Origin of the sequence: Sphingomonas sp. CL5.1, assembly GCF_013344685.1 — a bacterium.
Lineage (GTDB): Bacteria > Pseudomonadota > Alphaproteobacteria > Sphingomonadales > Sphingomonadaceae > Sphingomonas.
Window position 1 is genome coordinate 1852002 of sequence record NZ_CP050137.1, and the last position, 23829, is coordinate 1875830.

At 66.5% G+C, this 23829-nt stretch carries 20 protein-coding genes; 10 read left to right on the plus strand and 10 right to left on the minus strand.

What is annotated here, in order from left to right:
* Positions 1-3: 3 nt before the first annotated feature.
* Both F9288_RS09050 and F9288_RS09055 read right to left on the minus strand, forming a co-directional pair.
* On the minus strand, positions 4-1341 hold the full coding sequence (locus F9288_RS09050; RefSeq protein ID WP_174836310.1) for a FecR domain-containing protein: 1338 nt from the start codon (positions 1339-1341) through the stop codon (positions 4-6).
* A complete protein-coding gene (locus tag F9288_RS09055; protein ID WP_174836311.1) occupies positions 1328-2020 on the minus strand; it encodes a response regulator transcription factor in 693 nt (230 codons plus the stop codon). The genes F9288_RS09050 and F9288_RS09055 overlap by 14 nt, the downstream gene beginning before the upstream one ends.
* Positions 2021-2686: 666 nt before the next feature.
* Here F9288_RS09055 and F9288_RS09060 point away from each other — a divergent pair.
* The 7 genes from F9288_RS09060 (at position 2687) to F9288_RS09090 (ending at position 9541) form a co-directional block, all read left to right on the plus strand.
* Complete coding sequence (locus tag F9288_RS09060; RefSeq protein WP_174836312.1) at positions 2687-3085, plus strand: PilZ domain-containing protein; 399 nt, start codon at positions 2687-2689, stop codon at positions 3083-3085.
* Positions 3086-3223: 138 nt separating this feature from the next.
* Entirely contained in the window at positions 3224-3793 is a 570-nt protein-coding gene (locus F9288_RS09065; protein ID WP_174836313.1) for a hypothetical protein, read from the plus strand.
* Positions 3794-3952: 159 nt separating this feature from the next.
* Positions 3953-4408: a hypothetical protein gene (locus F9288_RS09070; protein WP_174836314.1), complete on the plus strand. Its 456-nt coding sequence runs from the start codon at positions 3953-3955 to the stop codon at positions 4406-4408.
* Between the two features lie 7 nt (positions 4409-4415).
* Positions 4416-6956 carry a TcfC E-set like domain-containing protein gene (locus F9288_RS09075; protein WP_174836315.1) on the plus strand — a complete coding sequence of 847 codons (2541 nt, stop codon included), beginning with the start codon at positions 4416-4418 and terminating at the stop codon, positions 6954-6956.
* Between the two features lie 44 nt (positions 6957-7000).
* Positions 7001-7705, plus strand: coding sequence for a molecular chaperone (locus F9288_RS09080; RefSeq protein WP_174836316.1), 705 nt, complete (start codon positions 7001-7003; stop codon positions 7703-7705).
* Between the two features lie 169 nt (positions 7706-7874).
* Positions 7875-8156, plus strand: coding sequence for a hypothetical protein (locus F9288_RS09085; protein ID WP_174836317.1), 282 nt, complete (start codon positions 7875-7877; stop codon positions 8154-8156).
* Complete coding sequence (locus F9288_RS09090) at positions 8153-9541, plus strand: HD-GYP domain-containing protein (protein ID WP_174836318.1); 1389 nt, start codon at positions 8153-8155, stop codon at positions 9539-9541. Before F9288_RS09085 ends, F9288_RS09090 begins: the two co-directional genes overlap by 4 nt.
* A gap of 187 nt (positions 9542-9728) precedes the next feature.
* Here F9288_RS09090 and F9288_RS09095 read toward each other — a convergent pair whose 3' ends face one another.
* Positions 9729-11918, minus strand: coding sequence for a TonB-dependent receptor (locus tag F9288_RS09095; RefSeq protein WP_174836319.1), 2190 nt, complete (start codon positions 11916-11918; stop codon positions 9729-9731).
* 33 nt (positions 11919-11951) lie between these two features.
* On the minus strand, positions 11952-13001 hold the full coding sequence (locus F9288_RS09100) for an aromatic ring-hydroxylating dioxygenase subunit alpha (RefSeq protein ID WP_174836320.1): 1050 nt from the start codon (positions 12999-13001) through the stop codon (positions 11952-11954).
* Positions 13002-13182: 181 nt separating this feature from the next.
* On the opposite strand from F9288_RS09100, the gene F9288_RS09105 reads away from it, so the two are divergent.
* Complete coding sequence (locus tag F9288_RS09105; protein ID WP_174836321.1) at positions 13183-14058, plus strand: alpha/beta fold hydrolase; 876 nt, start codon at positions 13183-13185, stop codon at positions 14056-14058.
* Here F9288_RS09105 and F9288_RS09110 read toward each other — a convergent pair.
* The 5 genes from F9288_RS09110 to F9288_RS09130 all read right to left on the minus strand — a co-directional run bounded on the left by F9288_RS09110 (position 14055) and on the right by F9288_RS09130 (position 18407).
* Positions 14055-15002 (minus strand): helix-turn-helix domain-containing protein, encoded by a 948-nt coding sequence (locus F9288_RS09110; RefSeq protein ID WP_174836322.1) that lies wholly within the window; start codon positions 15000-15002, stop codon positions 14055-14057. The genes F9288_RS09105 and F9288_RS09110 overlap by 4 nt on opposite strands.
* A 29-nt stretch (positions 15003-15031) precedes the next feature.
* Positions 15032-15226 (minus strand): hypothetical protein, encoded by a 195-nt coding sequence (locus F9288_RS09115; RefSeq protein ID WP_174836323.1) that lies wholly within the window; start codon positions 15224-15226, stop codon positions 15032-15034.
* Positions 15227-15409: 183 nt separating this feature from the next.
* Positions 15410-16351: a VOC family protein gene (locus F9288_RS09120; protein WP_174836324.1), complete on the minus strand. Its 942-nt coding sequence runs from the start codon at positions 16349-16351 to the stop codon at positions 15410-15412.
* A 15-nt stretch (positions 16352-16366) separates the two neighbouring features.
* Positions 16367-17449 (minus strand): hypothetical protein, encoded by a 1083-nt coding sequence (locus F9288_RS09125; protein WP_174836325.1) that lies wholly within the window; start codon positions 17447-17449, stop codon positions 16367-16369.
* Between the two features lie 28 nt (positions 17450-17477).
* Positions 17478-18407 (minus strand): 3-keto-5-aminohexanoate cleavage protein, encoded by a 930-nt coding sequence (locus F9288_RS09130; protein ID WP_174836326.1) that lies wholly within the window; start codon positions 18405-18407, stop codon positions 17478-17480.
* Positions 18408-18582: 175 nt separating this feature from the next.
* Here F9288_RS09130 and F9288_RS09135 point away from each other — a divergent pair, with 175 nt between their 5' ends.
* Both F9288_RS09135 and F9288_RS09140 read left to right on the plus strand, forming a co-directional pair.
* Positions 18583-19767, plus strand: a complete 1185-nt coding sequence (locus F9288_RS09135) for a cytochrome P450 (RefSeq protein WP_174836327.1) — start codon at positions 18583-18585, stop codon at positions 19765-19767.
* Between the two features lie 29 nt (positions 19768-19796).
* Positions 19797-21356 (plus strand): amidohydrolase family protein, encoded by a 1560-nt coding sequence (locus F9288_RS09140; protein WP_174836328.1) that lies wholly within the window; start codon positions 19797-19799, stop codon positions 21354-21356.
* 47 nt (positions 21357-21403) lie between these two features.
* Here F9288_RS09140 and F9288_RS09145 read toward each other — a convergent pair whose 3' ends face one another.
* Positions 21404-23785: a TonB-dependent receptor gene (locus F9288_RS09145; RefSeq protein WP_174836329.1), complete on the minus strand. Its 2382-nt coding sequence runs from the start codon at positions 23783-23785 to the stop codon at positions 21404-21406.
* Between the last annotated feature and the right edge of the window lie 44 nt (positions 23786-23829).

Below are 23829 nucleotides of genomic sequence, written 5' to 3' on the forward strand. Positions count from 1 at the left end.
CCGCTACCGCTTGTCGCTGGCGACGGTCAGCTTCTGGAACGGCGACCATGTCTCGGTTCGATCGCCATCCACATATTGGCGGACCTGCACCCGCCAGAAATAGACGCCGTCGGGAAGGCCGGTGAAGCTCAGCTCGGTCCCGGTCAGTCCCGGTTCGTCGATCACCGGCGGGCTGGTCGTCGTCCCTTCGACGAGTTGGAAGCGATAGACATGCCTGCCCTGCCCGCTGGGCGCCCATTTGAACAGCAGGCGATCCTGATCCCGCCCGGCCGAGGCGTTGACGCCAGTGAGCGCGCGGCGCACCGAATAGACCTGGCTCGCGCCCTCCAGCCCGCTGGTGGCGATGGCCGAGATGCGCGCGAACCAGCGCCCGTCCGCAAGCCCCGGAACATGGATCGCGGGATCGTCCCCGGAGGCTTCGGCCACGAGGTCGTTGAACCCGGCATCGGATGCGACCTGGACGTGATAGGAGCGGGCGCCGGCGACCGGCTTGACCCGGAATGTCGCGACCGGATCGATCAGCGGCGCGCCGGGATCGTCGAGGTCGGGCGCCGGCAGCAGCGCCTCGGTCGCCACGGCGCCGCTTGGGGAGATACTGGCGCCGAATCCCTTGTGGACCATCGCGGGATTATCGGCCGGACCGGCCGCGACCGCCACGGTCCCGTCGAGCACCTCCGTCACCGAACCCCCGGTCGCGTCGTCATAGCCGACACGCAGGACGGTGCCGCGTATCGCCGTCAGGGCGCGCGGGGTGTGCAACCGGAAATCGCTCCCGTTCGGCGCCAGCGGGGTCGCCTGCGTCTCCAGCTTGCCGCTATCGACGGTGATCTCGAAGCGCACCGCGTTGGTGAGGATGATGCGGCGCATGGCGTCGAGCCTGATCCTGCTGCGCGTCGGGATCGACAATTGCGATGCATTGGACAGGCCGATGCTGACGAAGCCATCGGTCCCGGTCTCAATGGTCGTGCCGGGCTGTATTTCCGCCCCGGCCCGGGCGGCGACGCTCGTCCCGCCGGAAATCATCCGGGTGGAACCGCGCGCCGCGAGCACATGCGCGACCAGTGGCTCGCTCCTGAGCAGGCGCACCGGGATGCGCAGCGTCGTGCCGGTAGGAATCCTGAGCGCGTCGGCGATACGGTTGACGCGCTGCACGACGCGGAAGTCTTCCCTGCGCATGAGGTAGCGCGCCGCGAGGCCGTAGAGGTTCTGGCCCGGCTTCAACTGATAGACGAGGCTGTCCCCGGCGGCATTGGCCGTGATGGGTTCGGCCGCCGCCGGCCGCGCGGCCAGGCACCAGAACATGGCCAGCGCCGCCGCCAGGAGCGGCTCAATCCTCCGCATGGGCGCTTTCCAGTCGATAGCCGTAGCCGAAGACGGTGCGAAGGAAGAAGCCGTTCTCCGGCCGCAGCGAGAGCTTGGCGCGAATCCGCGAGACGTGCATGTCGAGCGTGCGGGTGGAAAGATCGGCGACGCTTTTCCAGACGAATTCCATGATATAGGCGCGCGACAGGGCGCGATTGAGATTGCGGAAGAAAAGCAGCGCCAGCGCATATTCCTTTGATGTCAGCGCGATGGTCTCCTCGCGGAAGACGACCTTGTCCCGCACCCGGTCGAAGCGATAGGGGCCGAACTGGAGCGTGCCGGTATCGCTCTCCCCGCCGCGGCGCCGAAGCAGCGCGTTGACCCGCGCGGCGAAAACGACCGGCGTCTCTGGCTTGACGATGAAGTCGTCGGCGCCGGCGTTGAGCGCGTGCGCGATGTCATCCTTGTCGGACCGGCGGGTGAGCATGAGGATGGGCGGCGGATCGGCGAGGTGTGATCGCACCCGCTCGATGATTTCCAGACCGGACATCTCCGGCATGTTCCAGTCGACGATCAGGAGATCGAACGTCTCGCGCTGAAGCGCCGTCATCAACTCCCGCCCGCTGCGGCAGCGGAAGCAGCGGTGCCCCTGTTCCTCGAGCATGTGCCGGACCATGTCCAGCATCGTCTCGTCATCGTCGACCAAGGCAATATGCATCAGGGGCCCCCCCAGTCCCGAAAGCGAGCGACTAGGATGCAATGCCCCGCGCGTCATGGCCTAAGGAGGCATTTTACAACCTTTTACAACTCGCGCATTGCGGCAACGCAACGCGACCGGCACATTGCGCGCCGCAGGAAGCGGCGGGAATGCCCCCCGGACAATCCCGCCCGGGTCGTGACATGCGGGATGATCGCGGGCAATCGCGACCATCCCGCATGGACCGGAGCGGCGATCCGATCGCCGGAATGGCCCGGATGCGTCGCTTTGCCGTCATGCCCTTCCAGCAGGGTGACGCGGAGGCGTCTCCCGCACGGATGTGGGCGAGGTATCGCTCGGCTTCGAGCAACGGGCCTCGCAGCGACATTGCGTTGACGTTGTCTGGCGCAATGATGTCCGATGAAAGAGGTCCATCATACGGAAGCGGAAGCATATATGCCCGATATTGCGGGCATTGATAAAGCGGTGATGCTCATTATGAAAAGACAATCGTCGTGATACAAGATTTTACAATTTATATATTACCTCACGACCCCATGATTTTCCGCTGTTTACAACGAAATTGCGTGCCATAAGTCTTTTGAAGATAGATAGATATCTGAAAAAATTAATAACTTGGCAAGTGACTGGGCATAAGCGTCTTTCGATTGGGATCAGGAGTATGTAATGGGTGAGCGTAAGGAGCAGCGGCACGCTCTCGAACTGGGGGCGCAATTCAGGGTGCGGACAGGGCGCCGCGACGTTCTGCTCACCGACCTCTCGCGCCATGGATGCCGGATCGTGGCGCCGGGACTCCATCTGCCTGTCGGCCAGAACATCCTGTTGCGCCCCAAGAGCCTTGAAAGCCTCGCCGCCACCGTGCGCTGGTGGGAGAACGGTGCCGGTGGCGTGGAATTCGATCTCCCGCTGCATCCGGCGGTCGTCGATCATCTGTGCAGGCTTCATCCGGCCCGGATTTCGATAGCCCGCGCGTGCTCCGCCGCCGAGGCCCGGTCCCCGGCGAACGGGAATGGCGTGGCCTTCCGAAACGGCATTTTTCGATTCAACAAGCAAGCCATGCGCTGAGTAAGTAATTTTCACGATGTAACAAGTTGTAAAATGAATACATCTTGCCAAGATGTCGTTAACTATCAAATATTATAGCCCGACGTAGTAAACATTTAGCAGATATATTGCGAAATCAATATACTACGGAGATAGGTAATGCGGGCATATTATTATTCGCGGGGCAAGGCGATTTTCAAGCTTGCCTTGCTGGGCAGCTTGTCGGCCGGCGCGTTGACGGGCGAGGCGGATGCCGCCAGCCAGGGCACGCTCGGCTCCACGTCGACCGGCTCCGTGAATATCTCGGTGTCGGTGCCGAGCCGGGCGCGGATCACGGGCCTGACGGACATCACGATCACCAATCAGGACCCCGGCACCGCGATCAACAGCGCCCAGAACATCTGCGTCTGGAGCAACACCGCCACCAGGAAATATACCATTGCCGCCTCGGGCAGTGGAATGAGCAACGCCTTCACGCTGGCCAATGGATCGCTGAACGTCCCTTATTCGGTCCAGTGGAGCGATACGTCCGGCGCCACCACAGGTACCGCGCTGACCGCTGGCACCGCGTCGGTCGCCTTCACCTCCACCGCGACCGATCAGGCTTGCGCCACGGGCGCCAGGACCTCGGCCAGCCTGATCGTCAACATGGCGACGTCCGATCTCGCGACGATGCAGGCGGCGACCGCGTACAGCGGCGTCCTGACGCTGGTCGTGACGCCGCAATAAGAGCCGACACCGACAACCGGGTGATTCCGCCAACCGCCTCGCTTTGACGCGCCGGCCAACGGAATCACCCGGTTTTCGCGGCGCGTCAGCGTTAACCACGTCCGGTGAGACATGTTAACCATGCGAAAGAGCACATCCCGTTCCCGGTCGATCGCCCTGGTGCTCGCGTCCTGGGCACTCGCGGCGGCGGCGACGGCGGACGCGCAGCAGGTCCAGGTCTCCGGACTCGCCAATGTCGCATTCGGCACGGTCGCGAACTTCTCGGTCGACCTTGTCCGCAGCCAGAGCATCTGCGTCTATAGCAGCGCGGCCAATGGCCGGTATCAGGTGACCGCGACCGGCAACGGAGCGGGGGGCGCCTTCACGCTTGCCTCGGGCAGCAATCTGCTCGCCTATGAGGTGCAATGGTCGGCATCCTCGGGCCAAGCCACGGGAACCGCGCTGCGGCCGGGCGTCGCGCTTGCGGGGCAGACCTCGATCGCCACCCAGAACAAGTGCGGCTCCGGCGCGGCGGCGAGCGCAAGTCTCATCGCCCTGATCCGCGCATCCCAGATCAGTGCCGCCACCGCCGGCCAGTATCGCGGCACCCTGACGCTGCTGATCGCGCCGAACTGACCGCGCCATGCAACGGTTCCCCTCTCGCGGCTCCACCCGTCGCCGGTTCGGCGCGGCGGCGCTGCTCGCGTCCGCCGCCGCGTTGCCGGCCGGGAGCGCGGCGGCCGGTCCGGTCGGGGGCGCGCCGCTTGCCGTCATCACGGTCGGCGAGCCTGCCGGCTTTTCGATCCTCACGCAGCGCCAGCAAGCCGTGGTCGACATCTATTTCGGTGGCCGTCGCGTCGGGGACGCGCTCGTCACCTATCGGGCCGGGACGCTTTCCTTCGCCGACCCCGTGCGCGTCGCGGGGCTGATCCCGAACCTTGCCGACGCGGAAGGCATCGCGGCGCGGCTCGCGGCGGGCGGCCTCGCCACCAACGCGGCATTGGCCTGCGCGCCCGGATCGGATTCGGCGGCGTGCGGCCGCCTGACCCCGGACGACATCGGCATCATCTTCGATCAGAACCGCTTCCGGGTCGATGTGTTCGTCAACCCGCGCTTTCTCGCGGTGACGCGGCCGGACGCTCCCCGTTATCTTCCGGCCCCGCCGGCGGGCCTGTCGTTGATCGACAGTTTCGGCGCGGCGCTGTCCGGTGACAGCGGCGGGCCGCAATATTACAACCTGCGCAACCGGCTCGTCGCGGGCGACGCCGATGGGCGCGTGCGGGCCGAGTTATATTACGCGTCGGGCTTCGGCGTGCAGGCCGATCGCCTCGACATGGAACTCGATCGCCCAGGCTGGCGCTATCTCGCGGGCGCGTTCTGGGCGCCCGGCTCCGAACTGCTCGGCCGCAGGAAAATGATCGGCTTCGGCGCCGAGACCCAGACCGACACCCGGATGGACAAGGACATCCTGCGCGGCGACCCGCTTGTCGTCTTCCTCGCCCGGCGGTCGCGCGTCGATATCATGCGGGAGGGGCGGCTGGTGTCCTCCGGGATCTATGAAGCCGGCAACCAGACGCTGGACACGTCCACGCTCCCGGACGGGTCCTATGAGGTCACGCTCCGCATTTCCGAAGCGGGCGGGGCGCAGCGCGAGGAGCGGCGCGCCTTCACCAAGAACGCCGCCGTCCCCGCGTTCGGGCAGCGGTTTCTGTTCGCCTATGCGGGGGTCGTCTCGGACGACAGCCGGGCCGGCTTCCTCAATCCCACGGGCGAGCCGTTCGCCCAGGTCGGCGCGGCGTTCCGGCCCGATCGTCATCTCGCCCTGAACGGAAGCGTGATCCTCGCCGATCGCACGTTGATCGGCGAGTTGGGCGCGAGCCTGATCGGAACGCTGGGCCAGTTGCGCCTCGCCGTCATCGGCCTTTCCGACGGGACTGCCGGCGGATTGATCCGCCTTTCGTCGGCGGGCAACGGTCGCCTTAACTTCAATGTCGACGCCCGCCGGCTGACGGTCGGCAAAAGCACCGGGTTCGCCGCGGCGACCCAGCCCCTAGCATCCGGCTATGCCGCCGCATTGGGCAGCAACATCATTGCGCCATCCTATTTGGGCGGCGGCGATTTTACCGCGGTGAGCGGCAACCTGAGCTATGACATCGCGCGTGCCCAGTTCCGCCTCACCGGCACCTATTCCCACGCGCAGGGCCAGCAGGCCGCCTATTCCGTCGGGCCGAGCGTTCGCTGGGAGATAGTACGCGAAGGCCAGGCTCATCTGTTCGCGAACGGGGATTTCGTCGTCACGGATCGCGGCCGGTCCGGATTCCTCGGGCTGACGTTGCAGGTTTTCGGGCGATCCTCCTCCCTGTCGGCAACGGCTGGCGGCCAATCGACCGACTTCGCGGGAGAGGGGCGGCGGACCAGCGCGGTCGGCTCGCTCTACGGCGCGTGGCAGGCCGGCAATGTCGCGGGGGGCGAGCTCAACGCCGGCGGCGGCTATGAACACGGCGTCGACCGCGACCTGCTCAGCGCGAGCGGCGACTACCGGAGCCAGTTCGCGGCGGTCCGCGCCGACCTGCTCCAGAACCTGCGTCCGGGGGAGGGCCGGACCCAATACAGCCTTGCCTTCGATACGGCGATAGCGGCCAGGGGCGACGGCATCGCGGTCGATGGCCGGCAGCAGCTCGACAGCATGGTGATCGTGTCCGTCGATGCGCCGGGGCCGCAATCCCGCTTCGAGGTCCTCGTCAACGACGCCCCCGTCGCCGAGGTCATGACCCACGACCGCGTGCCGCTTACCCTGATTCCTTACCGCCAGTATGCCGTGAGAATCCGCCCGCTGGGCGACGCGCTGCTGCGTTACGATTCCGCGCCGCGCACGGTGTCGCTCTATCCGGGGAGCGTCGCGAGCCTTTCCTGGCGCGCGCAGCGTGTCGCGGCGGTGTTCGGCCGGATCGTCGATCGCGACGGCCGCCCGCTGGGCAATGTCGCGGTCGCCGCGCCGGGCGAGACAAGCCAGACCGATGACAACGGATATTTCCAGATCGAGGCTTCGCCCGACGCGAGCCTCGCCATTTCCTCGGCCGGACGCGCTCTTTGCCGGCTCGGTCTTCCGGTGGTCGCGCAGCGGGAGGGGTATCTGCGCGTCGGCACATTGACCTGCGGCGACCGGCAGGTGGCGGAGCGATGAGCAGCCCCCGCCCAGCCCCGTCGCCATCATCGAAGGAGACCAGGATGCGTGTTCGAACCAGGCGTTTCCCCATTGCGGCGCTGGGCGTGGCCGCGTCGCTCGCCGTTTGCCACCCCGCGCCCGCGCGCGCGGAAATGGTGCTGAGTCAGGTGATCGTCGATCTCCAGCCCGGCACGCCGGCGCATGACGATATCGAGGTGTGGAACAACGGCCCCGACCGTATGTATGTGGTCGCCGAACCATCGGAAATCCGCTCGCCGGGGTTGCCCGACGAAAAGCGTCTCTCCGATCCCGACCCGGCCGTCACCGGGCTGCTGGTAACGCCGCAGCGAATGGTGCTCGAACCCGGAGAGCGCAGGACCCTGCGGGTCTCGGCGGTGGTGCCGCGCGCGGCGGCCGACCGCATCTACCGGGTCGTCGTCAGGCCGGTGGCCGGACCGGTGAGCGCGAGCGCCACCGCGATCAAGGTCCTGATCGGATATGACGTGCTGGTGCTGTTCCGGCCGGACCGGGTCGCAGGTGACCTCACCGCGACCCGGTCCGGCCGCAGCCTTTCGATCCACAACGGCACGAACACCGCGCAGGAACTCTTCGACGGAACGCAGTGTGATCCGGCAGGGCGGAATTGTCAGAAACTGGGTGCGACGCGCCTCTATGCCGGCGCGACCTGGCAACAGGAGCTGCCGTACGACACGCCGGTCGACTATCATGTGACCGCCGGGCGCGGCACGACCAACAAACGCTTCTGAATCCGCCGTGCCGGCAACTTGCGATCTTCTGCCGCGATCGGGCCGTAATTGTAAAATCTTCTGCAATCGCAACCACTTTGATTGCATTTTAACCTGCTCCGCCATCTACACCATTTTCTCCTGATTTTTGCCTCCCCGCATTCGTCCGATCATCACAAGAGAAGGAACCATGGAAAATACCGATGACTTTCCGGCAGCCGCGACAGGCGAGCGCCAGATCGGCGACGGCAGCGGCCGGCCGTCGCCGGGTCCCTCGGGCGAGCTGGCCGCGATCGCGGATGGTCTCGGTTCGCTGGCGCGCAGCGCCCAGATGCTCAGCCTCAACGCGGCGATCGCCGCTTCGCGCTCCGGCGCCTCCGCCCCCGAAATCGGCGTGATCGCGCAGGAGATCAGGCGGGTCGCGACGGAGCTGGAGGCATTCACCACCCGCTTGGGCAAGGCGTGCCGATGATCGCCGCGCCGCCCTCGCGAAAGCGCATCGCGACGCGCCAGCTTCGTCTCGGCATGTATATCAGCGGCATAGACGGCAACTGGCTAGACTATCCCTTCTGGAAGCGCCGTTTCCTGCTCACCAGGGACGTCGATCTGGAAGCGCTCCGGGAAAGCGCCATCCGCGCCGTCATCATCGATACCGGCAAGGGACTCGACGTCCTCGAACCGACCCGAACCGCTCCGGCGGCGACGCCGGAGATGCCATCGCCATTGCCATCACCGCCGACACCGACACCGACACCGACACCGGCGGTCCGGCGCGACACGCGCGGGGGCGCTCCACGTTCCCCGGTCGGGATCGCCCGTGTCGAGGTCGATATTCCCCGATTCAGCGCGGGCGCCGCCGGCCGCGCGCCCGTTGGTCTCGCCGAGGAATTCGATCGCGCGCGCGAAATCGTGTCGTATGCCCGGCGCACCGTCACCCGGCTGTTCGACGAGGTGCGTCTGGGCAAGGCGATCGACGCGACGCACCTCCAGCCGCTCGCGGACGAGATCGCCGCCTCGGTCGCGCGCAACCGGTGCGCGATGAGCAGCATCGTCCGGCTTAAGTCGAAGGACGAATATACCTACATGCACTCGATCGCCGTTTCGACGCTTATGGTGAACCTCGCCGGCGAGCTTGGCCTGACGGCCGACCAGACGCGCGAGGCGGCGCTCGCCGGCCTGCTCCACGACGTCGGCAAGATGGCGGTCCCCAATGAACTGCTGCAGAAACCCGGCGCGTTGACCGACAAGGAACTCAGGCTCGTGCAGACGCATCCCGTGCGGGGGCATGCGCTCCTCACCCGGAGCGTGGGGGTGCCTGCCGCCGCGGCGGATGTCTGCCTCCATCATCACGAGAAGATCGACGGCACCGGCTATCCGCACCGTCTCGCCGGGGACGAGATCAGCCTGCTCGCGCGAATGGGCGCGGTGTGCGACGTCTATGACGCCGTGACCTCCGAGCGGCCGTACAAGGCGCCGTGGACGCCGTTCGAGGCTCTGGTCCGGATGCAGACCTGGAACGGGCATTTCGATCCGGAGGTGCTCGGCGCGTTCATCCGCAGCATCGGCATATATCCGGTGGGCACCCTCGTTCGGCTCAAGTCCGGCGTGCTGGCGGTGGTCAAGGAGCAGACCGCAATCCCCGCTCAGCCGCTCGTCCGTGTATTCTACTCGATCACCAACCGGACGGATATCCCCGCTTACGACCTCGATCTTTCGCATGCCGGCGCCAAGCACGCCTTCGCGCGCGCGCAAGACGCGATCGTGTCTTCCGAACGGCCGGGCGACTGGCTCATGGACGACTGGGAGACGATCTGGCCGGGATTGCTCGCGTCGCCGGCCGGAGGCGATCCGCGCTGAACGGTGAGCGGGACCGCCCGCGTGAAGCCGAATCGGGACTGACGGTTTGATCAAGCAACGGCGCACATGCCGCCAGAGCGAGAGAACCTCGGCCTTCCAGGCGTCGAGCGCGCTATCGCGTCCGCGCATATTCATCGAGCAGGCTGGCCGAAACCGGATTGTTTCGGCCGGAGATCGAATCTTCAACTCAGAATTTGAACCCCGCCGTCACGCCATATGTGCGAGGGGCGCCGTAGAGAAAACCATGCACGCCCTCGGGCAGCGAGGTCGAGAACGACAGGATCTTCTTGTCGGTCAGGTTCTTGCCGAATACTCCCAGCGAGAAATGATCGTCGCTGCTCGTCCAGGTCAGCGTCCCGCCGATCTGCGCGAACGCGGGTTGCTTGATGACATTGTCGGATTCAAGGAAATAGCCGCTGTTATAGACCACGTTGGCGCTTGCCAAAATCTTGCCGCTGCCGATGTCGGTCGCATAGGTCGCCGCGCCGTTGAGCGTCAGCTTCGCCGCCAGCGGCAGGGTGTTCCCAGTGACGGGTCCCATCGTCGAGGGCGCGCCGCCCAGGGGATTGCTGATCGGCGCGAGCGGATAGGATGTGTATTCTGCGTTGGTCCAGCCCAGCCCGCCGGACAGGCGGAATTCGGGCGACAGCTTGGCTTCCAGATCGACATCGGCGCCATAGATGCGCGCGCGGGCGGCGTTGACGATCGAGATGATCCCCATCGTCAGGCTCTGGCTCTGGATATCGCGATAATTGTCATAGAAGCCGGCGATGTTGATCCGCAGCGCATGCCCGAGCAGGTCGGTCTTGATCCCGACCTCATAGGCGTCGATCGTTTCGGGCCGATAGGCCGGCGTGCCGGGGGAACCGGTGTTGTAGCCGCCGCTCTTGAAGCCGCGGTTGAACGATACATAACCCAGCACGTCGCTGCTGAAGCGGTGATCGAGCGCCGCCCTGAAGGTGAACTTGCCGAAGCGGACATGGTCGTCCGCCGCCGGCACCGGCAGGGTTATGCCGAGCGCGGGGATATCGACGACGGTCAGTCCGTCGAACACCTTGCGCCGCTCGGTGGTGTAGCGGGCGCCGAGCGTCAGGTTGGTGCCGGTGGCGATCTCATAGGTTCCTTGCGCATAGCCGGCGATCGACTCGGTGTCCTGACGGTTGGTGACGGTCAGCAACTGCCCGGCCGCGTAGAGGTTGAAGTTGAACGGGTCATAGGCGGTGCGGGCGTTGATGTAGAACAATCCCGCGACCCAGGTGAACTTGCCCGCTCTGGCCGGCTGGAGTTGCAATTCCTGGGTGAACTGGCGCTCGGGCTGGGTATAGCGGATGTCCGCCAGATGCAGGGGCAGCGCGTCATAGTCGAACGCCGTGGTGTAGCTCGACTGGCGATAGGCGGTGATGCTGGCGAGCGTCAGCTTGCCTATCCGCTGGTCGATCTTCAGGCTGCCGCCCGCCGACCAGCCGCGCTTGAAGGTCGGTGAATCGGCGATCTGGTCGTAGCCGATATTCGGCTGCGGCCCGGCGGCGAGGTCGTTGACGTTGAGCGTGCCGGGCAGCGCGATGCCTGCGAGATCATTGCGCTTCACCGTCGAATAATCGGCGGTAAGTAGCAATGTCGTATCCGGCCCCGCGTCGATCAGCAGCTTGCCCCGGACCAGAATGTCCTTGGAGATCTTGTAGGTGTCGGCGCCGGTGGTGAGATTGCGCCCGAAGCCGTCATCCATGTGCAGGCCGTAGGCGGAAAGGCTCGCCGCGACGCCATGGCCCAGCCCGCCGGTCAGATAGAGGTTGCCCTCCATCGTGCCGTAGTTGCCGTAGCTCGCCTTCGCTTCTACCCCGAGTTGCTCGCTCGGCAGCCGGGTGGTGATCTGGATCAGCCCCGCCGTCGCGTTGCGGCCGAACAATGTGCCCTGCGGTCCCTTGAGCACCTCGACCTGCGAGACGTCGCTCAGGTTGAGGAAGTTCGCCACCGTCGAGGCGAGATAGACGCCGTCGAGATAGACCGCGACCGGATTCTCGAATCCGGGGTTGACCCCGGTGCTGCCGACCCCGCGCAGGCTGGTGCTCATGATGCCGTTGTTGTTAACGATATTGAGCGAGGGCACCGCGATCCGCAGGTCGGTGACGCTGGTGATATTGGCGTTGGCGAGCGCGGTGGAGGGCAGGGCCGTGACCGCGACCGGCACGTCCTGGAGATTCTGCGAACGCCGCTGCGCGGTGACCACGATGTCCTCGAGACCGGTCGAGGGCACGGCCGTTTCCTGAGAGGGGGCGATGTCTTGCGCGTGCGCCGACGGCGCCAGCACCAGCGCGGCGGCATATGCCAGGACCGAACCGATCGTCAGCCCTGCGTGCGGCGTCTCGATTGCCTTCATGTCACATCCTCCCTTGCCCGTTGTTTTTCGGGCTTATTGTGCGGTCGCGGCAGCGGGTGATGCCGCTTCCTGTTCCGCTTCGATCAGTTTCGCGAGCGTGCGGCGCGCCAGCACCGCGGCCGCGTCGCCCTGCAGCAGCACGGGCTTCAGGCTCCAGAAATCGGCGTCTCCCATCATCGCCTGCTGCGCCTCGATCATCGGCTTGTCTTCAAGGCTGAAGGCGGCCTCGACGCCGGCGCGCAGCGTATCGCCCAGTCCCGGCTCGTCGCGGCGGAAGCTGCGGCAGCCCGCCCAGAAATAATGCGTCGACCGTTCGCTTTCCGGGGTCATGAAATGAACGTTGAGCGTCTCGCGCGCGCCCTCTCGCGCGCTGCCGACATCGGTCATGCCAAAATGCAGCAGCATCAGCCCCGGCGGGTCCCACACCACGTCGATCCAGGCATCGACCGGCTCGTCGCGCTCGAACAGCATGTTGAGCAGCGGTCCCTGCCGCGCATCGGGCATCCAGCGGTCGCAATAGATGCGGTTGCCTTCCTGCCGCGTCCTGGGTTTGGCGCGCGCGGTCGCTTCGCAGCCCAGGCTCCCCTGATGCAGGAAATCGACATGGCCCAGATCGAGGATGTTGTCGGACAACAGCTCGTAATAGGCCTTGGTATGCATATAGCCCTGCTCGCGCGCATAGCGATCGCCCGGCTCGAGAAAGGGATAATCGGGGAGTAATGCCGGATCGGCGCGCGTGGGATCGCCCATCCAGATCCATAGTCCGCCATATCGTTCGAGCAGCGGATAGCGGCGCAGGCTGGCGGCGGCGGGCGTCGCGCCGGCGCCTTGCGGGTTGAACACGCAGCGCCCCTCCGCATTGAATTTCAGCCCATGATACGGGCATTGGATACGGTCGCCATCGAGCTTGCCGAGATGGAGCGGCGCGAAGCGGTGCGGGCAGCGATCGGTGAGCGCGACGGCGTCGCCGTCCTGCTTGCGGAACATCAGGATCGGCTCGTCGAGGATATGCCGGGCGAATGGCGCGGCGGTGACCTCGCCGCTCCACGCAGCCATATACCAGCAGTTGCGCAGATACGTCATTTGGCCTCTCCCAGCTTGAAAGCTAACCGGCGCGCTGCCGCACTTCCTGCACGATCCGGACGCCGGCTCTGCACGATTGCGTCGGGGCGGAGAGGGGCGATTCATACCGACGCGGCGACCAAATATGCAGGATCGCCGCGCCTCCGTTCTTTAGGATGCCGCTTGAAATCGGGAGAGCGGGATGACCAGCGCGGCGAACACGATCACTCTGGATGGCCGGCGTTTTTCGATGCGCGCCAATCGGGTCGGGCAGGCGGCCGAGGGCGTGCCGCTGGTCGTCGCGCTCCACGGCGGCGGATACAATTCGGCCTATTTCGACGTGCCGGGCTTTTCCCTGCTCGATCGCGCCGAGCGGCTCGGCATCCCGGTGCTGGCGTTCGACCGACCGGGTTACGGCGAGAGCGAGGTTCTCGCGCCCGGAGAACATGCGCATGCGGCCAATGCCGCGATCCTCGATGCGGCGATCGGCGTGTTATACGCCCGGCATCCCGGCCGCCCCGGCGTCGTGCTGATCGGTCATTCGATCGGCGGCGCGATCGCCGTCGGCATCGCCGCGCGCAAGCCGGACTGGCTGCTCGGCATCGCCGTTTCCGGTGTCGGATTGAAGAACATGCCGGGCGATCTCGAAATGTGGCAGTCGCTGCCCAGGATACCGTTCATCGAGCTTCCTTCGGCGGTCAAGGACGGCAAGATGTTCGGCGTGTCCGGCACCTATGACGCCGGCGCCCCCGAGCGCAGCCATGTCGCCGACGCGCCGGCGCCGCTTCAGGAGCTGCTCGACATCGTCACGGTCTGGCCGGACAATGTTTCCGCGCTGCTCGCTGCGGTCGCCGTTCCGGTCCACTATCGGCAGGCCGATGCCGATGCCCTGTGGCAAGTCAGCGCCGACGAGGTCGAACGCTTCGGCGACGCTTGTGTCGCGGCGCCGTGGCATGACGCCCGACTGGTCGCCGATGCCGGGCATTGCATCGATTTCCACAAGCTCGGCGCCGCCTTGCAACTCGACCAGCTTGCCTTCGCGCTGACCTGCGGCGTGCGCCGGGCAATCGCCCGCTAGTCGATATCCCTGCCCGTGTTGATCCGGCGATAGCGGCCGGGGGTGATGCCGTGAAACTCGCGGAACACGCGCGTCATATGCTCCTGGTTGCAGAAGCCCGTCGCGGTCGCGATGTCGGCCAGCCGGGCGGGGGAATATAGCGCGTTGCGCACCGCCTCGACGCGGCGCTCCTGGATGTAGCGATAGGGCGGGACGCCGACGGCCTTGCGAAACAGGCGGCCGAACCGCACCGGGCCATAACCCGCCACCCGCGCCATGTCCGCGACGCCGATGTCATTTTCCAGATGTGTCAGCACGAACTCCTCCACCGCGCGCAATTTGTTCAGCGGAATGTGTCCGTCGAAAGCGGCGTGAGGCGCGGGCACGCGGTCCGAACAGGTCTGGACGAGCTGCGCCGCCAATGCCCAGGAAAGATGCTCGACATAGGCCGAGGAGCGTTTGGTGGGCACGTGCATCTCGGTCGCGCAGGCCTGCACGAGACCGCCGAGCAACTGGTCCTGCAGGCCGAGCCGGGGCACCAGCTCCACATCGGCGGTGCCGCGCAACTCGCCGGCGACTTCCGCGACGATCCCGGCGCTCACGTAAAGATGAAGGCAATCGACTTCGTCGCCGGTCGTGACGGCCACCTCCGCCCGCGCGGGCACCAGATTGAGCTGGCCGGCGTAGAAGGTCGTCTCGCGCCGCGCGCCCGCTACGGTGGTGGTTACCCTGACGCTGCCGCGCCGCAGGAACAGGAGCAGATGATCCTTCGCGCCCGGAAACGCCGCCGAGAATGGCGGCTCGTGGAAATCGAGCATGAACAGATGCTGCCAGCCCAGCCCCTCGCTGCTCGCGCGCAGCGTGTGCTCGGCGTAATCGTGAACACCGCGAATGACCGCCAGCGCGCCGGCCTCGGCGACGGCAACCGATCCGACGCGATTGTCGACATGCTGCTCGACGGCCATCACTCTCCCCAATTCGAGGTGATCTGTCGTCACCCTGCGCCGATTATAGCGGGCAATCCGCAATTTGACATCGCCTCGGCGTCGATGCGATCGCCGGTGCGTTCCCCGGTCCGGGCCAGGTAATCCTTGTCGATAGTCATGGGACCTGAGCGAAAAGTCGGGTCGCCGGCCTCGATGGCCAGCATCGAGATGAGCAAAAGCGCCTGACCTTGTTCGCGAAACAACGCTCTCGACGAGCGCTACTCGACCGAAATCACATCTGTCGCCGCCGCCGGTGTGGCGCCGATGACCCATCCCGGCGCTGCGTATCATCGGCGGGCAGGCTGGCTTCAAGTTCCAGGGCCGGTTTCGGGTGCGGGACTTTCCCGCCCGCCAATCCCGAGCGGGCGGGAAGGCTTGTATCGGCCTCATACGGCGAAGTCGGGTGGTGCGGCCGGCCCCCATTGGTGGCCCATCATCGTCGGGATATCGGTGACATTGGTGGGGACGCGGGCGTCGAACAGGTCGCCGTCGGTCCAATGCTCGACGCGGTGCCCCCAGGGATCGCGCCAGTAATCGAACACCTGGCTGCCAAGCACATGGCGGCCGACGCCCCAGTCGTGGCGATGGCCCTTTTCCTCCAGATAGCGCCCGCCAGCCATCAGATCGTCGAGGTCGGACACCTCGAAGGCGGCGTGGTGGAACTTCGGCGGCACGCCGGGCAGCGAGGCGAAGTTCAGCGTGTGATGATCGACCGGCTCGTCGCCGCGATCGCAGCGGATGAACAAGGCGGCGACGTCGTCGTTCGGCGCGCGCACCTCATCCGACACGAGCAGGCCGAAGCGGCTCCGCCACCACGCCCAGGTCCGCGCCATGTCCGAAACGCCGAGGACGACATGGCCCAGCCGGACGACATGCGCGGGGCGGACGGCGATGCGCTTCGCCTCGCCGGGGCGCTCGCGGCGGGCGGCGATGTTCCAGGCATTGTTGGGCGGCGGGGCAAGCGACGCCACGCGCGGCCGCTCCGCCACCGCTTCCACCCGGAAGCCGTCGGGATCGGTCAGCATCACGCGCCAGCCGCCGCCGGTCGCCGCTTCCACTGCGGCGCCTTCCGCCCCGGCGAGCGCCTTGAGATCATCCATGCGGCGCATGCGAATGGCGAGGCTGACGAAGCCCGGCTCTCCCTCGACCGTCTCGTGCAGGAACGGCGCATCGCCCACACCGCGCATGCGCAGCACGCCGTCGCCGAAATCCTCCGCGGCCCGCAGGCCGAAATCCTCCAGGAACCCGCGCATCCGGGCGAGATCGGGGGCGGAGAAGCGCACCGACTCGACGTCGGCCGCCTTTGCAATCACCGTTTCAACCATCATGTCTCTCCCTTGCGTTCAGGCGCGCGGTTTCACGTCACGAATCCGATCCGCGATGGCCAGCGCGTCGATATGGTCGGCAAGGCGGCCCGAGACCTGCTCGGGTTCCAGCCGGCCCAGCCCGCAATAGGCGCCTAGCCCGAAATCGGGCAGGAAACGGCGCGCCAGCCGATATCGCTCCGCGAAGCTCTCCATCGAATGGACCAGCCCGAGATAGACCCGCGCGTCGCCGAGCGCGAGGTTCGCCAACGGAGCATAGAATGCCTCATCGACGGTATCGAGCGCGGGGATGTGCATCCAGTCGATCGGGCGGGCCGAGGCGGCGGCGATCGCATTGGCCAGCTCGACGGTGCGGCCCAGTGTGTCCGGCGCGAAGCGCGGCCAGCCCCCGAACGTGCCGAAGCAGAGGTGGAAGCCCAGTCGCGCGCCCGGCGCGACGGCGGCGGTCAGCTCGGCGAATTGCGCGGTGTTGCGCTCGATCGAGCCGTCGATCGGCAGGCCGGTCGCGCCATGCACGTCCGTGACCTCGAACGAGCAGTCGAACTGCACCGCCAGTTCCTCCGCCGGCACGATCTCGCAGATCTTGCGGGCCTCGGCGACCAGGGATTCCTGGAAGCCGGCGCGGACGATGCCCAGCTCGCGCTCGTCGGTGCCGAAGATCGCCGGGTTGCACACGCTGTTGGTCGCGGGCAGCGATACCTGGAAACGCGCCTCGGGTCGCAGCTTGCCTTCGCGCTTCAGCGCCGAGAAGATGGCATAGGAATTCTGCGCGTCCTTGGCATAGCCCAGCCGCCAGCCGGGCATGTCGAACGACAGCCGCTCGATGCCCGGCTTGACGCGGAAGCGCCACACGTCCTCGCGGCTGGCGGGGATCAGCCTCTCGCTGCCGAGCGGTGCATCGGGGCGATGCACCGTCTCCAGCGCGGCATGGCCGTTGAAAACCTGGAACGCCATCCGCAGCACCCAATAGCGCCGGTCGAGGACCTCGCCGTCGGGAATGCAGTCGAGATGGTCGCCGAGCTGTCCGGCGGCGGTCAGCATCACCTCCTGCGCGGATTCGAACGGCACGCTGCCCACCAGCAGCAACTTGTCCTCGTGCATGTTCCCTCTAATCCCTGGAATGTCGCGATCAGAAAGCGACCTGATCGCCGCCCTTGAGCGCCAGAATCTCGCGCGCCTCGTCGGGGGTGGCGATTTCCAGCCCCAGCCCTTCGATGATCTTGCGCACCTGAGTCACCTGCCCGGCGTTGGTTTCGGCAAGCTGGCCCGCGCCGATCCACAGCGAATCCTCCAGCCCGACGCGGACGTTGCCGCCCATCGCGGCCGCCATCGCCGCCACCGGCATCTGCGCGCGCCCCGCGCCCAGCACCGACCAGCGGTAATCGTCGCCGAACAGCCGGTCGGCGGTGCGCTTCATGTGCATGACCTCGTCGGGATGCGTGCCGATGCCGCCCAGCAGGCCGAACACGGTCTGGATGAACAAGGGGCCCTTCACCAGTCCTTCGCGGTAAAAATAATGGAGGTTGTGGAGATGCGCGGTGTCGTAGCATTCGAACTCGTAGCGCGTGCCCGACTCGCTCATCGTCTCGAGGATGGTGCGGATGTCCTTGAACGTGTTGCGGAAGATGAAATCCTCCGTGCTGGCGAGCATCGCCGGTTCCCAATCGTGCTGGAACGTCCTGAAACGCTTGAGCATTGGGAACAGTCCGAAATTCATCGACCCCATGTTGAGGCTGGCGACTTCCGGCCGCCACCTCGCGGCCGGGCGGATGCGCTCCTCCACCGTCATGCCAGCGGCACCCCCCGTGGTGATGTTGCACACCACGTTGGAGCGCTGCCTGATCGAGCGCAGGAACGGCTCGAACGCTTCCGGCGTCTGGTCCGGGCGGCCATCGGCGGGGTTGCGGGCGTGGAGGTGGACGACCGCCGCGCCTGCCTCCGCCGCGCCGACGGCGGCATCGGCGATCTGCTCCGGCGTGACCGGCAGATAGGGCGACATCGAGGGGGTATGAATGCCTCCGGTCACCGCGCAGGTGATGATAACCTTCCTCACGAACATCCCCTTCCCGAAAATATCTACGGATAATAAATATATTTATTGCACTCGTAAATCGAGGATGCCAGACTTTTTTCACAATCTCGGCACGGGAGAGGAAGGATGGCGAGGATCGGCTGCCCGGACGGCGTCGGAGCGATAGGGGCGCCGCGCGCGTCGCGTCGCGGGAGCGGATGCCGTGGCTGACGCAGCCGTTCGCGCCGCGATCCCCGTGCTGGATCTCGACCTGTTTTGCGACGCCAGCCTGCGCGATCCGTTCGCTGATTACCGCGTGTTGCGCGACGCCGGGCCGCTGGTCCGGCTGACCCGTCCCGATGTCTATGCGATCGGCCGGTTCGCCGACGTGCAGGCGGCGCTGCGCGCGTCGGACGCGCTCATCAACGGCGAGGGCGTCGGGTTCAGCGACGCGTTCAACGCGCCCAAGGGGATGAACGTCATACAGTCGGACGGCGACCTCCACCGCCGCCTGCGCTCGACCGTCACCCGCCCGCTGTCGCCCGCGCGGCTGCGCGAGGTGCGGCCCGATCTGAAGGCGATGATCGTCGAGCGCGTGCGCTCGCTGGCGGGGCAGGGCTGGTTCGACGCGATGGCGGGGCTGGCGCGCTTCCTGCCGGTCGAAGCGGTGTCGCATTTCGTCGGCCTGCCCGCCGTGGGGCGCGAGCGGATGCTGGAATGGGCGGCGGCCGCGTTCAACGTGATCGGCCCCGATCAGGAGCCGTCCGACGTCCAGTCGCTGCGCGAGGCGTTCGGCTTCATGGCGGGTCTCGGCAAGGACAAGGTGCGCGACGGTAGCTGGGCGGGCGAATTGTTCGCCGCCGCGCGCAGCGGGCGGCTGTCGATGCAGGAAGCGATGGCGGCGATCAGCGCCTATGTCATCCCCAGCCTCGACACGACGATCCTTGCCAAGGGCCATCTGCTCGCCAATCTGGCGCGCAACCCCGACCAATGGGCGCTGCTGCGCGCGCGGCCGGAACTGATCCCCGGCGTCGTGCTGGAGGGGGTGCGCCGCGATTCGGTGCTGCGCTGGTTCTCGCGCGTGGCGGTGGAGGATTACGCGGTGGACGGCGCGACGGTGCCGCGGGGCGCGCGGGTGATGCTGCTCTACGGCTGCGCCAATCGCGACGAGCGGCATTATGACGACCCCGACCGCTTCGACGTGACGCGCGACGCCCGCGATCATCTCGCCTGGGGAACGGGGCCGCATATGTGCGCCGGGATGCACCTCGCGCGGATCGAGATGGAGGTGCTGCTGGAGGCGCTGGTCGAGGCGGACGTGACGCTGGAGGCCGGCGAGCCGGAGATCGGGGCCAATCGCGGCCTCTACGGCTTCACCGCTTTGCCGTTCCGCCTCGGCCAGGGATAGTTCGCGCAGCCAACCGGAGATCGACGAGCATGCTGTCCCTCACCACCCACGCGGCGCCGTGTCCCTGCTGCGCCTATGCCCATGCGCAATCGGCCCTGTCCTTTTCGCCTCTGTCGCTGTTCCGGTCGGCGCGGTCGCGGCGGGCAGGCGTGACGAGCGCGACGGCGACGGCTCCGGCGGAGCTGCACCTGACCGGCGTCACCGTGGTCGATCCGCGCGACGGGCGGAAATCTCCTGGCATGACGGTGGTGATCCGCGCCGGCCGGATCACCGCGGTCGTGCCGGATGGGGAGGAGCGCCCGGCCGGTGGCTCGCAGCGGATCGATGCGCGCGGCAAATATGTCGTGCCCGGCTATAACGACATGCACAGCCATGTCCTCGAGCTGGCCGATCCCTCCGGCAGCCTCGCGCTGATGCTGGCGGAGGGCGTGACGGGATTCCGCCAGATGTCCGGCTCCCCCGCCCTGCTCGCGAAGCGGCGGGCGGGGACGCTGCCGATCGGCGCGGCGGCGCCGCAATTGCTGCAAACCCCCGGCGCGATCCTCACCCCGTTCAACGCCGCCACGCCCGACACGGCGCGGGAGGAGGTGCGACGGCAGAAGGGGCAGGGCGCGGATTTCGTGAAGATGGGTTTCGCCAACCCGGATTCCTTCTTCGCGGCGGTGGAGGAGGGGCGGCGCATCGGCATCCCGGTGCTGGGCCATCTGCAGGAGGGCACCGATCCGGTCGAGGCGACGGCGGCGGGCTTCCGCTCGATCGAGCATCTCGGGCCGGGCAGCACGGTCTGGGTGCGCTGCTCGCGCGACGAAGAGGAATTGCGCCCGGAAAGCTATCGCCGCGACATCGTCAAGCTGCCGCCATTCAGGATTCCGTTCATGGAACGGATCGTCATGAAGAAGTTCGAGCGGATGCTGGTCAATCCGTCGGCGTTCTCGAACGAGGCGGACGTCGATCGCCTGCGCCGCGCGAGCGAAAGCTTCAGCAGCACCCGCGCCGAGGAAATGGCCGGGCATTTCGCCGGGGACGGGAGCTGGCAATGCCCGACATTGGTGCGGCTGCGCACCCAGACCTTCGCCGACGCGCCCGATTACGAGCAGGACGAAATGCTGCACTATCTGCCGCGCAAGAGCGTGCGGCGCTGGCGCGAGGTGACGGGCGTGTGGAAGGCGCGGACGGCGGAGGTACGGCAAACCTATCGCGACGTCTATCCGCGCCAACTCGCGTTGACGAAATTGCTGCATGATGCGGGGGTACGGATGATCGTCGGCACCGACGGCGGCTCCTATCTCGGCCCCGGCCTGACGCTGAGGCAGGAGTTCCGCGAGCTGGCTGATGCCGGGATCACGCCGCTGGCGATCCTCCGGATGGCGACGGTGAACGCCGCCGACTATCTCGACCGACGCGACGTGGTCGGGCAGGTCGCGCCGGGCTATGACGCCGATCTGGTGGTGCTCGACGCCGATCCGCTGGCGCGGGTGGAGAACCTCCACGCGATCGCCGGCGTGGTGCGGGCGGGCGCCTATCATTCGCGCCGCGACCTGGATGCGCTGAAGGCTTCCGTAGCGGCGGGGGAGGGGTATCTGGGGTAGGGCAGCCTCCCGTCACCCCGGCGCAGGTCCGGGGTGACGGGAGCGGATCAGAACTTAACCCCGAACCGCGCGCCGATCGTGCGCGGGTTGCCGTGGAAGCAGGTCACGGCTTCCGACTTGCCGGCCACGTCGAGCGCGCTCAATTGCGGGCCGAACGGCAGATAGCCTTCGTTCACGCAATAATGCTTGTCGGTCAGGTTCTGGCCGAACAGCGCCAGCGAATAGCGGTCGTCGGGCGCGAAGATCGTCAGCCGCGCCGACAGCAGGGCATAGCCGTTCTGGAAAGTGATCGGGCTATAGTCGTTGACCGCGTTGATATTCTGGCGGCTGACCGTGGTGAGGTCGCCGCGCAGCGTGGCGCGATAGCCCGAGGTGAACTCCTTGCGGAACTCGATCCCCTCGCTGGTCGACCATTCGGGCGCGTAGGTCGGGCGCGCGCCGGTCAGGTCCTGGCTGCCGGTGGCCCACGGCAGCGGCGGCGCGTTGCGATAATCGGTGAACTTCGCGTCGTTATAGGCGATCGCCGCGTTGAGCCGCAGCCAGTCGGCCGGCGCGGCGGAGAATTGCGCCTCGACGCCCTGGCTGCGGATCGAGCCGACATTGCGGACGATCGACGCCACGCTGGTCAGCGCGCGCTCCTGGAACCCGTCCACGTCCATGCGATAGAGCGTGACGTTCGCCGTCAGCCGGCGATCGAGGAACTGCGTCTTGGCGCCGACTTCGTAATTCTTGACCGTCTCCGGCTGGAAGATGCGCAACTGATCCAGCACTGCATTGGCCGCGCCGGAATTGAAGCCGCCCGCCTTGAACCCGGTCGAATAGGTCGCGAACAGCATGATGTCGTCGGCCGGCTTCCACGTCAGGTTGGCGCGGCCGGTGAAGCGCCCGTCCGAATATTTGAACGACGAATCCTCGTTGACGCCGAACACCGCCGCCGGGTTGACGCGCACGCCCAGATAGCTCGCGCTCTTGTTCTCATGCGTGTAGCGCCCGCCCAGCGTCAGATCGACGCCCGGCAATAATCCGATCGTCGCCTGCGCATAAGCGGCATAGCTTTTCGTGAGCTGCGGGAAACGGTTGTAGAAGGCGGACTGCGCCTGCCCGGCCTGACACGGCCCGATTAGCGGGGGCGCGAAGTTCGCCACGGCGGTCGTGCAGAATTCCGAGCGCAGATTGTAATCCAGGTCGAGATTGAAATCCTCCTGGAAGTAATAAAGTCCGGCGACGAAGTTCAGGTGGCCATCGAGCAGGTTCCTTGGCGAGATGATCTGAAACTCGTGGTTCTGGCTCTTGCTGTCGTAGATGAAGTGCCGATAGACCAAAGGCACCGGAAGGAAGGTGACTTCGCCGTCCTGCTCGCTCGCCCGCCAGTGGCGATAGCTGTTGATCAGCTTGAAGGTGAAATCGGAATCGGTGTTGTAGCTGAGCGTGCTCGACACGCCCCAGTGATAATCGTCGAGCCCGGCGGTCGACACGTCCTGCGCCGACGAATTGGAATCGATCCCGATCGTCGGCAGCCGCCCGCCCAGCACGCGCGTCAGCCCGGCCAGCACCGTTGGCGTGACCGAAGAGGGGATGATCGAGATATTGTACCAGCCGTCCCCGGTCTGGCTCGCATAGTCGCCGCGCACGACCCAGTTGAGGTGCGGCGTGATATCCCAGCGCGCGGTGAGGCGCAGGCTGATCGTGTCGGTGCCGCCGAACCGCTGGCCGGTCCTGGACTGGTGCCAATAGCCGCCGAACTTCTCGCCCAGCCCGGCGAAGCGGATCGCGAACGTATCGCTGAACGGCAGGTTGGCGACCACCTCGCCGCGATAACGCTGGCCGCTGCCGACCTCGAACGCGGCGTTGCCCTCGAGCTGGTTGGTGGGAAGCGCGGAGGTGATGCTGATCGCGCCGACCGAGGCGTTGCGGCCGAACAGGGTGCCCTGCGGCCCCGACAGCACCTCAAGGCTCTGCACGTCGATCAGCGTCGAGTTGAGCGAGCCGGCGCGGGGCACATATACGCCGTCGAGATAGGTGGCGACGCTAGGCTCGATCGCGCTGTTGCCGAATGAGCCGAGGCCGCGGATGCCGTTGCGCGCGGCGACCGTGCCGGGGCCGGAGCCGAACTTGAAGGTGGGGACGATCTTGGTGAGATCCTGCACCTGCGACACGCCGGTATCGCGCAAGGTGGCCGCGCCGAACGCCTGGATCGAGATCGGCACGCTCTGCACGTTTTCCGCGCGCTTTTGCGCGGTGACGATGATGTCGGTGTCGGACGGAGCGGCATCGGCGGATGCGGCGTCGGCCGGCGCCGGATTTGCTGGCGCGGTCTGCGCATGCGCATAGACCGAGGTGCCGGCGAGCGCGATCGCCGCGAGCGTCGTGAAGCGCCCGGCGCGCCTGCTGGCGTCGCGGATAGCAGGCAAGGTGTCCAGAACCGTCATTGATCCCTCCCCAATGAGCGCCCACTGCGCAGATCGCGACAGGC